17 protein-coding genes are annotated in these 13649 nt (G+C 38.9%); 10 read left to right on the top strand and 7 right to left on the bottom strand.

Annotated elements, in window-relative coordinates; all coding sequences use genetic code 11:
- Positions 1 to 22 precede the first annotated feature (22 nt).
- Positions 23 to 2866 (bottom strand): nitrate- and nitrite sensing domain-containing protein, encoded by a 2844-nt coding sequence (locus MNY28_RS08035; RefSeq protein ID WP_346389476.1) that lies wholly within the window; start codon positions 2864 to 2866, stop codon positions 23 to 25.
- A complete protein-coding gene (locus MNY28_RS08030) occupies positions 2859 to 3260 on the bottom strand; it encodes a PAS domain-containing protein (RefSeq protein WP_151900866.1) in 402 nt (133 codons plus the stop codon). The genes MNY28_RS08035 and MNY28_RS08030 overlap by 8 nt, the downstream gene beginning before the upstream one ends.
- A gap of 144 nt (positions 3261 to 3404) precedes the next feature.
- Here MNY28_RS08030 and MNY28_RS08025 point away from each other — a divergent pair, with 144 nt between their 5' ends.
- From MNY28_RS08025 to MNY28_RS08005, 5 genes are all read left to right on the top strand, one after another.
- Positions 3405 to 4790: a hypothetical protein gene (locus MNY28_RS08025; RefSeq protein WP_346389475.1), complete on the top strand. Its 1386-nt coding sequence runs from the start codon at positions 3405 to 3407 to the stop codon at positions 4788 to 4790.
- A 10-nt stretch (positions 4791 to 4800) separates the two neighbouring features.
- The gene (locus MNY28_RS08020) at positions 4801 to 5313 is read left to right on the top strand and encodes a DsrE family protein (protein WP_346389474.1); all 513 of its coding nucleotides are present in this window, start codon (positions 4801 to 4803) and stop codon (positions 5311 to 5313) included.
- Between the two features lie 69 nt (positions 5314 to 5382).
- Entirely contained in the window at positions 5383 to 6474 is a 1092-nt protein-coding gene (locus MNY28_RS08015) for a cache domain-containing protein (protein WP_151900869.1), read from the top strand.
- A complete protein-coding gene (locus MNY28_RS08010) occupies positions 6471 to 7133 on the top strand; it encodes a response regulator transcription factor (protein WP_151900870.1) in 663 nt (220 codons plus the stop codon). Before MNY28_RS08015 ends, MNY28_RS08010 begins: the two co-directional genes overlap by 4 nt.
- On the top strand, positions 7120 to 8304 hold the full coding sequence (locus MNY28_RS08005; RefSeq protein WP_346389473.1) for a HAMP domain-containing sensor histidine kinase: 1185 nt from the start codon (positions 7120 to 7122) through the stop codon (positions 8302 to 8304). The genes MNY28_RS08010 and MNY28_RS08005 overlap by 14 nt, the downstream gene beginning before the upstream one ends.
- Here MNY28_RS08005 and MNY28_RS08000 read toward each other — a convergent pair.
- The gene (locus tag MNY28_RS08000) at positions 8279 to 8959 is read right to left on the bottom strand and encodes a MerR family transcriptional regulator (RefSeq protein ID WP_346389472.1); all 681 of its coding nucleotides are present in this window, start codon (positions 8957 to 8959) and stop codon (positions 8279 to 8281) included. The two genes, MNY28_RS08005 and MNY28_RS08000, sit on opposite strands and share 26 nt — an antisense overlap.
- Before the next feature lie 93 nt (positions 8960 to 9052).
- Here MNY28_RS08000 and MNY28_RS07995 point away from each other — a divergent pair, with 93 nt between their 5' ends.
- Genes MNY28_RS07995 through MNY28_RS07975 form a run of 5 tightly spaced genes read left to right on the top strand, consistent with a single transcriptional unit; the run spans position 9053 to position 11563 of the window.
- Positions 9053 to 9571 (top strand): YeeE/YedE thiosulfate transporter family protein, encoded by a 519-nt coding sequence (locus MNY28_RS07995; RefSeq protein WP_346389471.1) that lies wholly within the window; start codon positions 9053 to 9055, stop codon positions 9569 to 9571.
- On the top strand, positions 9561 to 10157 hold the full coding sequence (locus MNY28_RS07990) for a YeeE/YedE thiosulfate transporter family protein (protein ID WP_151900874.1): 597 nt from the start codon (positions 9561 to 9563) through the stop codon (positions 10155 to 10157). Before MNY28_RS07995 ends, MNY28_RS07990 begins: the two co-directional genes overlap by 11 nt.
- Before the next feature lie 16 nt (positions 10158 to 10173).
- Positions 10174 to 10701, top strand: coding sequence for a carboxymuconolactone decarboxylase family protein (locus tag MNY28_RS07985; RefSeq protein WP_346389470.1), 528 nt, complete (start codon positions 10174 to 10176; stop codon positions 10699 to 10701).
- A 4-nt stretch (positions 10702 to 10705) separates the two neighbouring features.
- On the top strand, positions 10706 to 11152 hold the full coding sequence (locus MNY28_RS07980) for a DsrE family protein (protein ID WP_346389469.1): 447 nt from the start codon (positions 10706 to 10708) through the stop codon (positions 11150 to 11152).
- Positions 11153 to 11164: 12 nt separating this feature from the next.
- Positions 11165 to 11563, top strand: coding sequence for a DUF1566 domain-containing protein (locus tag MNY28_RS07975; protein ID WP_346389468.1), 399 nt, complete (start codon positions 11165 to 11167; stop codon positions 11561 to 11563).
- On the opposite strand, the gene MNY28_RS07970 is transcribed toward MNY28_RS07975, so the two are convergent.
- From MNY28_RS07970 to surE, 4 genes are read right to left on the bottom strand one after another with little or no spacing between them, the layout of a single operon-like run.
- Positions 11555 to 11797, bottom strand: a complete 243-nt coding sequence (locus MNY28_RS07970; RefSeq protein WP_346389467.1) for a thiamine biosynthesis protein ThiF — start codon at positions 11795 to 11797, stop codon at positions 11555 to 11557. The two genes, MNY28_RS07975 and MNY28_RS07970, sit on opposite strands and share 9 nt — an antisense overlap.
- On the bottom strand, positions 11781 to 12164 hold the full coding sequence (locus tag MNY28_RS07965; protein ID WP_151900879.1) for a hypothetical protein: 384 nt from the start codon (positions 12162 to 12164) through the stop codon (positions 11781 to 11783). The genes MNY28_RS07970 and MNY28_RS07965 overlap by 17 nt, the downstream gene beginning before the upstream one ends.
- Before the next feature lie 3 nt (positions 12165 to 12167).
- Complete coding sequence (locus MNY28_RS07960) at positions 12168 to 12812, bottom strand: ThiF family adenylyltransferase (RefSeq protein ID WP_346389466.1); 645 nt, start codon at positions 12810 to 12812, stop codon at positions 12168 to 12170.
- On the bottom strand, positions 12812 to 13597 hold the full coding sequence (gene surE / locus MNY28_RS07955) for a 5'/3'-nucleotidase SurE (RefSeq protein ID WP_346389465.1): 786 nt from the start codon (positions 13595 to 13597) through the stop codon (positions 12812 to 12814). The genes MNY28_RS07960 and surE overlap by 1 nt, the downstream gene beginning before the upstream one ends.
- Positions 13598 to 13649 lie beyond the last annotated feature (52 nt).

Raw genomic sequence — 13649 nt, 5'->3', positions numbered from 1 at the left:
GTTGTATGATTATATCAAAACTTTACACTTTGTTAAATTTATTTTTTTCTATTTCGCTCAAGGCTTTGAGAGACATCTCTTTGACATCCCGTGCCACCTCATTGACTTCAGCCGCAGTCTGTGCATTAAGCTCTGTCATAGCATTTACCTCATCAACTGCTTTGTTAATAGAATTCGCACTCTCGCTCTGTTCGGAAATATTGGCCTCAACATCGGTAATGGACTGCGTCAGGATACTCACTGTTGTATTGATTTCAGCCAGTGATTTTTGTGTTCCCTCTGCAAGCTTTCTTACCTCATCGGCAACAACGGCAAATCCGCGTCCATGCTCACCCGCACGTGCTGCTTCAATGGCAGCATTAAGTGCCAGCAGATTTGTCTGATCCGCTATATCACTGATAACCTGCATCACATTTTTAATATCCTGTGACTGGCTGACAACTTCATTTGCTTTTTGGGATGTCTCTTCTATGGTCTGCGCTATAGTATTGACCGCCTGCGTTGTCACACTCAGCTCTTTTGCCTGTGAAGCCGTAGAACTGTTTAATTCCTGCATTTTTGACTCAAGCATATCTGCCCGCTCAAGCAGTGCATTTGCATTGTTATAGGAATCGTTCAAAAGTTTTGTGATGGCATCGCCAAGATTGTTGACTCTCTCTACAACCGCTTTTGTCTCTCCTGTAATTTTTGCATCAAGAACAATCTTATCCAGGTAGTTATAGTTTGCATACTTTTCAAGACCTTCGAGTATATCGTCCATCACTTTTTCCTGGGTATCGAGCATTTTATTGATTGTATTTGCCAAAGTCTGGATTTGCGAGTTTGTTGCCTCGGAATTGACTCTGCATTTAAAAGAACCCTGCTGTACCTTATTGAGAGTAAGAATTGACTCTCCGACACAGAGCATATCATTCTCTATTCCCTCATTAATTGTAACTGTCTGTTCGTTGACCATTTTTGCAACACGGGCGAGTTCATCACTGCCAGACAAATCAATCTTTTCGATTACATTGTGTTTTCTGTTTAAAAACTCCAAAAACTGTTCCATACCTTTGCTTATTTTTGAAACGGAGTGTGTGATATTTTTGCTGATTAGCCACGAAAGCACTGCTGTAAACAAAATAATAAAAAGCATTACAAAAAGATACAGATAGAGCGCATTTTTTTCATTCTCATATTTTTCATGTGCCAACCGGGTAAGATTTTGGCTCAGGTGGTCATCCACTTTCTTCAAAAGATTGATTTTTTGCGTGATGGTATCAAACCAGTAAGAAGCATCCACACCAAATCCGCCTATGGTATTGGCCTCAAGCGCAATTTTTCGCATCTTTTCAACCTCCTGCACTGCCTGTATAGCCATCTGATTTGTATAATATGCCACCAGATAGGAAGGGGCTACAGAGCGAAATACTCTCAAAAAGCTTTTTTGTTCTGTTATGAGTTTTACAAATTTGTCTTTCATACCCGGCAGAAATTTGTTTCTGGCAAAAGCATTTGAGAGCACTGCCCGCTCTATGCCCGCTCTCTCTTTTGCCATTAAAAAACTGTAATAGGCAATGAGCTTTCTTCCGCTTTTTATATCTGTTGCCAAATGTGTCATATAGGCAATCGTGTCAAGCATAGATGTATTTGCGGCAGTATAAGTATTTAGAGCACTTTTTACATCAATATCCAGTGATGTCACACGCTTTCTTACACCCTGTAATTCTTGAATTTTTTGCAAAAATTGATTTACACGTTTTTGTAATTCATGCGGATAGTTTTGAAAATGAAAACTTTTGATATCACCTTTAAGCCTTGCCAGTTTTTTATCACTTGCGGCTCTCTGTGCCGGAAGTCTGGTAACGAATTTTTTGGCATTTGAGCCTATATACCCTGCTGTAGCACCTCTCTCTTTTTGTGTTTCATGTACAAAGTTTGCGATGTCTTTGGCAAGCTGAAAGAGTTCTTTGCTTCTTTTGTCACTGCCTTTCAATCCTTTTTCTATTTTTTCCTGCACTTTTTTGAGTCTGTTTATTTTTTTTGTAATCGTATCAAACCAGTAGGTGGCATCCACACCAAAACCGCCAATCTCTTTGGCACTCAGCAAAATGGTTTCCATCCGTTTGACTTCTTCAATCACCTTACCCTGCAGAATCTCTCTCTTGTATGCAATATCTTTTTTTGAGGCAAGGGTCTCAAAGCTGCTCATAAATGCTTCTTGTTCAGAGATCAGCCCTGCCAGTTTTGTTTTTGCCCCTTTGATAAACTTGTCATTTGCGAAAGTGGCACTTCCGACTGCACGCTCTATGCCCGCTCTCTCTTTGGACTGTAAAAAATCATAATACGCCAGGGTCTCGGCACTGAGCTGTGCATCCGCTGCCTGCAAAGAAGCTTTTGCTATAAAATTTAAAAACTTTGCATTCATTTGTGTATAGTAGGCAATCGCCTCCTTTGCTCCCATACTCTGTGCCGTCACCTGAGAACGAATGGTATTTATCCTTGAGAGATCCTGTAATGCTTTTTCAAGGTACTCTTTGACATCCTTATCCAACAGACTGATGACATTCCCGTTTTGCAGATACTCTTGCAGTTCTTGAATTTTTTTGTCAGTCTCCTCTTTTTGCGAGACAAGTTTTTGTGCAAACTTTTTCCCTTTTGAACCCAAAAATCCGGCAGTTGCACCCCGCTCTTTTTGTGTCTCATGTACAACTTTGGAAATTTTTTGATCCAGATCGACGATGATGCTGTATGTTTCATACTTCTGACTGTTTTGCAAATGACTGTAAATTGCACTTATGGCTATGATGACAATGACCGCAAGAGGCACTGCAACATTGAGCAGCATCTTGTTTCTTACTGAAATCTTTGTTAAAAAATTAACCATTATGGCGCTCCTTTGCTCTCATCTCTTTATAAATTTTTTCATATTTCTCTTTTTCCATTTCTGAAACTGTTCTTCTGCAGGAGATATAACCCGGTTGCCCATCACAGGAGGTAAAGGGGTAAACTGTGGCAAAAACCCAGTAGTAGTCACCGTTTTTTGCCTTGTTCTTCACAAAGCCCCGCCATCGCTTCCCGCTTTTTATCGTATCCCACAAATCTTTAAAAGCGGCACGCGGCATATCTGGGTGACGGACAATATTATGCGGTTTGCCAACAAGTTCATCAACACTGTATCCGGCATAATGACAAAACTCATCATTGGCAAAACGGATAATCCCTTTCGTATCTGTTTCTGAGACCAAAAAAGCTTTGGTATCCAAATGTATTTCAGCCATTCAAAATCCTTAAGTATATTTTAAAAGTTAGATATAGTACTTTTAGAAAGCTTTGCTTTTAGTTAAAGGTTCTAAAAATTCTCTTTTTTACACTTTCTTTTCACTCTTGTTTTACACTGCCGACATCTTTCATAGGAGGAAAATATGAAAACAACTTTAAAAATAAAGCTTCTTGGACTGGCAGGTCTCGTCTGTGCTTCACAAATTGAGGCAGCTGACTGGCTCAAGCTGCAAGGGTATCAACCGGAGTTTTTTGCACCAAAAGGGGTAATCGTTCCTTATCGCAGTCACAAACCGAAAGTCTGGGGATTCATTCAGGCAAATTACAAAAAAGACGAGGGAAAAGTTTTTATTGCTCCTGACGGTAAAAACAAAACACCTTTTTCTCTTTTAAATCCTGATTTGGAATCGCAATCCGGTATGAGTCTTTTTCGGGCACGTTTGGCGATGAGAGGGATGGCTGACAATGACAACCTTGTCAACTACTTTTTTATGACAGAGTTTGGAAACAACGGTGTCAATAATCTTGCCGGACATAGAAATGTCGGTACTTATTTTACAGATGCTTCTGTAACTCTCAAACATATAAAAGGGGCAAAAATCAGAGCCGGTATGTTCAAATATCCGGGAAGTGAAGAGGGCTTGCAGGCTGTCTTTGTCTCTCCTTACATCGAGTTTACTTCTATGACATTTCAACAGCTTTTAGAACGACAGGTAACAAAAGTAGGAGCAGCGCAGACAGGTGCAGCAGCAGGCGGTGCACAGACAGTTCACTATACCAGTACAGAAATCAACAGACCAATCGGCGCTTTTAGAGATACGGGTGTGCAGATTTTTGACACCTTGCCGCTGGTAGATTCATGGAACATCTCTTATGCTTACATGTACGGAAACGGAAACGGTATCAGTATGAGCAGTTCCAATGCACAGGCAACCCATTACGGATACTTCGCACTGGAGAAAATTTTTGCAAATCCCGGCAAAGGATACTATACAAACTCACTCAAAATGTTTGTCTGGGGACAAAGCGGAAAAAGAAAACTTCTCTCCAACAACGGAACAGCAACAACCCAAATTGATGCAGACCGCAAACGATACGGTTTAGGCTTTACCTACCATAAAGACGGCATCAGAGTCGAAGGAGAATATATGAGAGCCTCTGGGATGATTTATACCGGTGCAAAAGATACAGATCCTGATCCACAGACTGAAAACTGGCAGTTTCAATTCGCTGCAGGCAGTGAAAACAAAGCGGACGGCGGATATGTGAATCTTCAGTATGAAATCGTAAAGAGAAAATTTGAAGTATTTGGCAGATATGACTACTTAAACCGTCTGACCAATGACACCAAAGGCGAACGTGACTTTAAAACCCTAACGCTTGGTGCCTCATACAGATTCAAAGGAGCAACAAGAGTCGATCTGAACTACATGATACGGGATGCAAAAGCTCCGGGTAATGCAAATGCACAAAAAGTTTTAGACAATATGGGGAACCGTATTGCTATTCAAATAACAGCAGCTTTTTAAAGGATTGACAATGAAATTATTCAAAAAACTCTCAACAGTGGCATTACTTATGTTGCTCGGAACAGGTCTCTATGCGCAAAACAGTGACGCAGATGAAGAAAATGATGTAGTCAAGATAGTCTATCAGTGTGATTTTCCCGATATCAAACGTATACACCTGATGCTCAATACTATTAATAACGCAGCCAGCTATTTTGACAAAAATCTTATTCCGTATGAGATTAATGTTGTTGCTTTTGGTCCATGTCTTCAATACATGATGAAAGATTTTAAGGGCACAGGTTTTGTGAAGATGCCTTACTGCGAGCACGGAGGTCCGACAGGTGCCGGAACAGTTTCACGTTTTAAATCTTTAAAACAGCTTGGCGGAGACAACATCAACTTTTTTGCCTGTGGCAACACTATGAAGAAAAAGCATGTCAAAGATGAGCAACTCCAGGATTATGTGAAAAAAACACCTGCGGGCATCATTAAAATAGTCAATTTGCAAAGACAGGGATGTGCATACGTCAAAATTAAGTAATTTAACGCCAAGATTTGTGTATTATTATAAAAAATAATACACATTCTTTATGTATGAAGTAAAAAGAACATGAAACTCTATCAGAAATATCTCGCTGTAATATTGTTAATGCTGGTAATTTTTATAGGCTACTTCTATACACAAAACAAGCAGGAGTTTACTGACAGAGTGCATACTGTTTTACTCAATATTTTAAACAAACAGATAGAAAATGAAAAGGCAAGGGCTTTTAATTTTGCCTTTGCCCTTTCTCAAAATGAAACACTCCAGCGCGCGCTTAAAAACAATGATGCAAAAAAAGCCTATGAAATTCTCCAGACACATATGAAGGCACTTGAAACATTCAGCGGCTCAAAAATCCGTATTCAGATTCTTTCAAAAGACATTACTATATTTGCACGCAGCTGGGATAACAGTGATGCGGGTGTCAATGTCAAAGCCTACCGTCCTGACTTGGTAGAGATGAAAAAAACACTCAGCCCGCATCTCTCCTATGAAGCGGCAAGACGGCTTGTGCTTATCGCTTCTATTCCTATTGTAGAGAACAAAAAGTGTCTCGGGTTTGTTGAGGTTATTCAACGTTTTGCTTCCCTTGAAAAATATTTTGCCCAGTACGATATAGATATGATTGCACTCCTCGATGACAAATACCAAAACCAGTCCGTACTGCTAAAAAACAATCCTCGGATTGCTAATATGATAGTGGCAAACAACGGAGCAAACATAAATCACATTCAAAATCTCCGCAGACTGGACTTGAATAAACTTGAAAGTTTGGGTTCTGTGCAGACCGAAGAGTATCTCTACATATCAAAAGTCATTCTCAACTCCAAAGCAGAACGTATAGGTTACTTTATACTTATACTTTCACAAGAAAAACTCAAACTTTTCAGCAGTTTTGAGAATGAACTTGAAAGCTTTTTCAGCTACTCAAGAAAAGATCTTTATTCTACTATTGTCAATAAAGACAAAGCTTTTGACCCTTATACCGACTTAACAGCAAAAGAGCTTGTTTCACTGAAAAAATGCACAACACAAAAAGACAGGGCCTGTTTGGAGAAAAATTTACGTAACAAACTCAACAGATACACAAAAGAAGAGTTAATATCCCTGTTGCTGGATGCCAACTCTCAAAAAATTTCAAGAGGAAAGATAAAATGAAAATACTTTTGCTCGAAGATGAGACAATTTTAAAAGAGAGCATTGAAGAATTTCTCAGCTCAAAAGACTATACAGTAGACAGTTTTGAGAACAGCAGTGATGCTTTTGATGCCATTTTTTGCAAAGAGTATGACTTGCTCCTTCTGGATGTCAATGTCCCCGGAGAATTTGACGGATTTTCTTTAAGAAAAGAACTTGGAGATGAGGGAAAGAACATTCCTACAATTTTTGTCACTTCCATGTCAAGTGCCGATGCAATGCTGCAGGGATATGCAAACGGCTGCTGTGACTATATTAAAAAGCCTTTTGATTTAATCGAATTACAGTTAAGAGTACAGCATGCCCTAAAATCAAACTGTTTTAAAACCGACAGTGATATGCTTCAGCTTCCCTGTGACTACCGGTATGATGTTAACAACCGAAAACTTATCGGTATATCGGGAGAGATTCAACTGAGCAAAACAGAAAATGACATTCTTACTCTGTTCATCAAACACAGAAACCAGATTGTCACTTTTGAAATGCTGTATGAAGAGATCTGGGAGAACAATGTTGAAGCTGCCAATGCGAGAGTGCAGATAAACAACCTAAGAAGAAAGCTGCCAAAGGATGTCATTGAGAATATTTACGGCATAGGATACCGGCTTGATTGTCAATGAAGAAAAGTTTGTAAAAAAATACAGTCTTATTTATACACTGATTGTCTCTTTTATACTCCTGACGCCTTTGTCATTGTATATCAATCATAAAATAAACCTGCAGGAAGTGCAAACAGAAGTGGAACTCAAATCCATCCAGGCGCACATCATAAAAGCCATGGACAACTTTGGAAACCATCCTCAGGAGATCTTTGAGTTTCCCAGGTTTGCCTCTTTTGCCTCAGGTCTTTACAAAAAAGATTTTACTCCGGTCTATACACAAATAGACGAACCCCTCCCCTCCTATATGCCAGGATACCATTCCAAAGGTTCTCATAGATACCTCATCACAGAACTCCCGGATAAAAAATACTTTTTTGCAAACTATTTGGTCACAAAAACAGAAATCTCTTTCGCTCCTGTTTTTTTTGAAGCCAGCCTCATTGCCTTTGGAATCATTACGCTCATCTTGCTGCTCTCTTTTTATTTTTTAAAAAGCTTTTCAAAACCCTTCAGAAGAGTCAATGAAAAGCTCGATGATTTTATCAAAGAGTCTATGCATGAAATCAACACCCCTTTGAGCATCATCAATGTAAATGTTGACCTTTTTGATGCGCTTTACGGCAAAAACAAATATTTCAACCGCATAAAATCAGCAACACGCTCTCTTGCCACCATTTACAATGACATGGATTATCTCATAAAACAAAACAGAGTTGAATACAAAAATGAGCCCATTAACCTTTATGACTTTTTACAGGAGCGTGTCTCTTATTTTGAACTTATCTGCCAGTTAAAAGAGATAGAACTTCTCTTTACATGTAAGGTAGGACAACCTGTACTGTTTTTCAGCACAACTAAACTGCAGCGAATCGTTGACAACACACTTTCCAATGCCATAAAGTTTTCATTTGCAAAAAGTAAAATAGAGATAAAGCTTTTCCATGACAATGAACTGAATATATGTCTGAGTATCCAAGATTATGGAAAAGGCATCCAAAACCCGCAAAAAATTCTCGAACGTTACTACAGGGAAAATGAATATAAAAACGGATTTGGTATCGGTATGAGCATAGTCAAATCAATCATAGACGAGGCAGGTATTGACCTTGATATAAAATCTAAACCGGGAAAAGGCAGTCTGTTTACCTACACCTTCAAAAAATCTATGTTCCAATCAGTTCCTGTTTGATTGCTCTGTAAAATTCTTTGTAGGTGGCACGATGAAAAATATACTCTTTGGTTTTAAAAAGTGTATCAAATACTATTTTCCACAAAGCAGAAAAATTTTTATCATCTCGCAGTGCACATAGTTTTTCCTGCATTTTAAGTTCCAGTTTTGCCAATTCCCGGGCATGTTTTACATACTCTTTTATCAACTCATAATCAACCCCGACTTCCCTGCAGTTCTCTATCAAATTCACTATACAAGCTTCTTTTTGAGTATAATCATTCTCCCCTATTGGCATTAAAACACCATCAGCAAGCAACCTTTCCAGGAGTTCCTCATCAATATCAAAATGCTCTGTAAACTCTTTTTTGCTGTAGTGCTCGCTGTGAATCTCAATACCGCTTAAAGTATTCATGAGCGGTGCCAGCATTGTGTAAGAACTTGAAAATGAATTGTTTTTTTTCTCTAAAACCAGTTTCACCTGTTCGTTACTGCTACCCATCTCCTCTTTCATATACTTGATATATTTGATGAGCTCTATATGCTCATCACTGTATTTATGAACATTTGCCTTTACTTTTACAGGATTTGGCAAAAGTCCCTCTTTTATATAGTAAAGTATAGTCGATTTTGGAACACCTGTTTTTGCCACAAGTTCAGACATTTTATAATCCATTTTTCATCCTAATTAATAACTGATTAAGAATTATATCATATAATTCAAATTGTAAAGTGTAGCTTTACACTATTTATTTCAAATGGAGTTTATATGCCTAGACAGATACCTTGGTGGGTTGGCGGAATTGCAATGAGTTTACTTTTTTATTTTAGTTTTTCAACTTTTGGAGCGAATCGTCCTATCGGTGCTTCAACCGGAATGGCGTACCTTGCAACTGTTTTATTTGGACTTGATGCAGGCAGTTATGCTTATACAGCAGAGATACAACAATCCGGAGCATGGGAAGGTGTCATGCTGATCGGTCTGTTCTTTGGCGGACTTTTTATGTCAATTTTTGTAACAAAGTCTTTTCATTTGAGTCTTATCCCCACACTCTGGAAAGAGAGAAAAAACAGATCAGTCAAATCTCGTATGCTTTGGAGTTTTATTGCCGGATTTCTGCTTGTATTTGGTGCCAGACTAGCAGGCGGATGCAATGCCGGGCATATTTTGTCCGGTGGCAGTCAATTGGCACTCAGTGGTATAATCTTTGCCGTTTTTGCGCTGGGAACAGGTGTGATAACAGGAAGATTTTTTTACAAAAAAAAGGTTTGCAAAAATGACAGATAGAATTGTACATATGTTTGATATAGTGGCAAGGCAAGGACATGGTTCTGTTTGGACGGTACTGTTTACAGGCTTTGTTTTTGGTGCCGTTATTTTATACTCAAGATTGGATAAATTTGAAAAAATGGCTGGTTTTATGCTTTTTGAAGATACCCTTGTTCCTCGTATGGCGATGACAACCGTTGCACTTTCAAGCCTGGGATTTTATATTTTGGTACAGACTGGTTATGCTTCTTATTCTGTAAAACCTGTTTTACTTGCAGGACTTATCACGGGGGCAATACTTTTTGGTATCGGCTTGGTTATTTTAGGAAAATGTCCCTCTGCTTTTTTTGTTTCGGTATCTGAGGGCCGAATAGATGCCCTTGTCGGCGTTTTGGGAGGAATGGTCGGTGGAGCGGTTTTTACGCTTTTTTACCCTCAGATAAAAAACTTCATGGGTCCGGATTTGGGAAAAGTGCAAATATTTCATTATTTTGAAGATCACGCTTTACTTGTTGTAGTAATTTTTAGTACTATTTTACTGATTACTGCATATCTGCTGCCGACAATAGAATATAAAGACCCTGCAGATTTCAAAAAAAATTAGATACAAAGGAAAAAATATGGCATATATACAACTACCGGAATTTGAAGAAATGAGCCCTGCAATTCAGGACAAAGCAAGACCTATTTTAGAAAAAACAGGAAAACTCGGAGAGATATTCAAACTCTTGGCTCTTGATGAAAAAGTTTACTTTGCAACAGACACAATGATACAAAAATACCTTTTGGATGAAACAACACTCTCATACGATATAAAAGAGTCTATCGCTTTGCTTATATCTTTGGAAAATGGCTGTAAAATGTGTGTAGATGTCCATAAAAGTATCGCAAAAATGTTAGGTATGAGTGAGGAGAGAATCGAAGAAGTTTTACAGGGTGTCGATGATTTGGATGCTGATGAAGCAGAAAAAGCACTTTTAAACTTCTGTATACGCGCATCCAGAAAAGACAACTACAAAGTTACAAAAGAAGAGATAGACAACTTGAAAAAACTCGGCTGGAGTGATGTCCAAATAGTCGAAGCAGTTGCTATTACCGGTTACTTTAACTACATTAACACACTTTCAAATGTTTTTGGCTTAGAGTAAGAATATGAAAAATGTTTTTTTAATTCTCAGCCTTTTTAGTGTACTTGTCAATGCCAGAGAGTATAAAGTTGTCTTTGACTGCAGTTCGGCTGATGCATCTTATATAAAAAGCCGTATGTGGCTTGTCGGAAAAACTATAGATATGATTGAAGAACAGGGAGATACTGCAAAAGTAGCACTGACACTTCACGGCTCCTGCGTTGCAATGGTGGCAAAAGATTACGACATGACAGTACCGGATGAAGATGTCCCAGATATAAAACAATCCCAGCAATACCTCAAGAAACTTGCAAAAAGAAAAAATGTCACCATCACTGCCTGCGCTATGTCTCTGGCACATAATGCTATTGAAAAAGAAGATGTTCTGCCTTTTGTAAAGATTTCAAAAAACAGTTTCTTAGATACCATCAGATACCAAAATGACGGGTATGCACTCATGAGTTTCAAATAAAAAGGTTTGGCAATGCAAAAATTTTTTATACTGCTTTTTGTTTTGTTCTCCTGTGCACAGGCACAAAACAGCGTTACAGATACAGCGCAAGAGTTACAATGGCTTGATACAAAGGATATGCAGAAGTTTAACGGTATATGGAAACTGGCAAACAGTTACTGTAAAGCATTACATGCAGCGCAAAAAGATGACTGGCGACTGCCGACAAAAAAGGAACTGCAACACCTGGGAGAGTCAAAAAAACTCAAAGCAAAATTCAGGCACCTTGATACTGCGCTGTACTGGAGTAAAGATATAGACAAAAGCAGTGACGGATTTAATGCTTATACCGTCTATACAGGAAACGGTTTCATCTCATCAACGGATAAATGCAATACAAACAAACTGGTATGTGTCAGAAAACTACAGTGATGAAAGATCAAACTCTCTGGTTTGATCTGAACACTCTATTGTAATAATACAGGCAGATTTACTGATTTTTTGAACATTTCTCACATTATCCAGGAGTATCATAGACTTTTTTGTCACGGGGTCAAAGGTTTTCAGTTTTTCATCTTGAACATAAAAAATACGTCCGCCTCCACAGCCGTCACCGACAATCCCCTCACAAACAAGATCAGAACTCAAATCAAAACCATGAATCATCCAGACACTCCTCTTTTGCATCTTTTACAAACTCTTTATACTCCGTACTGTTTTTGTCCAGATTTTTATACTCATCATAGGTATACTCTTTGAAAGTGGCATCATCCAGACATTTGCAAAGCTTCGTAGAGTTTTCGTCACCGCTGCAGTGCGAAAGCATCTCTTTTTTCTGTTCCTCTTCCCAACCGATGTAGGAGTTATAGTACGGATAAAGCGCCCATATTGCAAAAGCTATTGTCAGGACAATATTGATGATATATTCTCTCTTTTTTGTCTCAAAATACTTTTTTACATCATAAGAGATTAAAATTATAAAAACAACCTCAAGCCCTATATTAAACCAGTCGCTCTCTAAAAAATCAAACAAATCCTATTTTTCCTCTCTTAGCTTTTTGATTGCTTCGGCACACATGGTCAGACCGAAAGTTGCCGTGACACCCATAAAGCTGCCTTTTTCTTTTATGACTGCTTCCTCGCTTGAAAAAATCACTTTATATTTTTTGTTAAAACCGCGTTTTTTCAATTCATACCGAATTTTTGCACCGAATTTATCGCCGTAACTTTTCCAGATATCACCCACCTGAACCTTTGTCGGATCAAGCCTTTTGGCACTTCCAAAAGAAGAGATGAGTTTTTTATGGCATTTTTGTGCGATTGCGAGTTTTGCATTTCTGTCATCTATCGCATCAAGTACCAAGTCATATGGTTCAAAATCAAACTCCTGCACCCACGCTTCGTCTATGCGTCTGTTGATTACATGTAACTCCGGATAGTGCTCTTTTAAGGCATTCACCTTTGTCTCACCTTCATGCAGTTCCGACCACATCTGACGATTTTGGTTGGATGCGTCATAGGTATCAAAATCTACAATCGTGATATCTCTCACACCGCTTCTGTATAAACAGTCCAGGCAGAAGCTGCCGACACCGCCGACACCCAGCAGTAATATTTTAGCATCTTCGAGTTTAGAAAAATCATCCTTTAACACAAGTTTTATGCGGTCATATTTTTGCATCAGTCCAACCATTCTTCTAATGTTTTCATGCTTTTGTATGCACTCAGATCAAGCATAATCGGGGTCACAGATATAAATCCGTCACGTATCGCTTCATAATCGCTCACACCTTTGACACCTTCTCTTGCTCGAAAATTCAGAGGATGCAGCCCAAGCCAGTAGTGTTTCTCGCCTCGTGGATTACTGTGCACATCGGCTTCATTCGAGTAGACCCTGTACCCTGCATAGGTTATCTTCATCTGTGCCTCTTCAACTGCCGGAGGAATGTTGATATTTAAAAATTCTCTCTCAGGCAGAGGGAACTTTTCATTTCGTATTTTTGTCACTATCTTTTTGATTGTTTTTTGCGCGAGCGTAAAATCTCCCTTGGGATTGGTAAAATCCATTACCTGCGAAATCGCAACAGAGGGAATATTGTGCAAAACACCTTCCATAGCACCTGCCGCTGTCCCGCTGTAGGTAATGTCTTCACCCATATTTGAGCCTCTGTTTATCCCGCTGACAACAAGATCAGGTTTGTTTCCCTGAAAAATTGCATTCAAAGAGAGATAAACACAGTCTGTCGGTGTTCCGTCCTCGAGCTTAAAGAAGTTCTCTTCAATCCCGACAAAACGCAAAGGTCTTGTCAGGGTCAAAGAGTGCCCGCAGGCAGACTTTTCATTTGCCGGAGCCACAACAGTCACCTCCACATCTGGGAGCTCACGTAAAGCTTCCACCAGACACAGCAGTCCTTTCGCCTCATATCCGTCATCATTTGTTACTAAAATTTTATACTTGTTCTTCATAATGTAATTGTATAGAAAACATCATTTACATTTGATAATTTTTCATTATTAC

Source organism: Sulfurimonas sp. NWX367 (genome assembly GCF_039667065.1).
GTDB classification, from domain to species: Bacteria; Campylobacterota; Campylobacteria; order Campylobacterales; family Sulfurimonadaceae; genus Sulfurimonas; species Sulfurimonas hydrogeniphila.
Note: the sequence above shows the minus strand (reverse complement) of the source record. Positions and strands in the feature narration are given on the sequence as shown.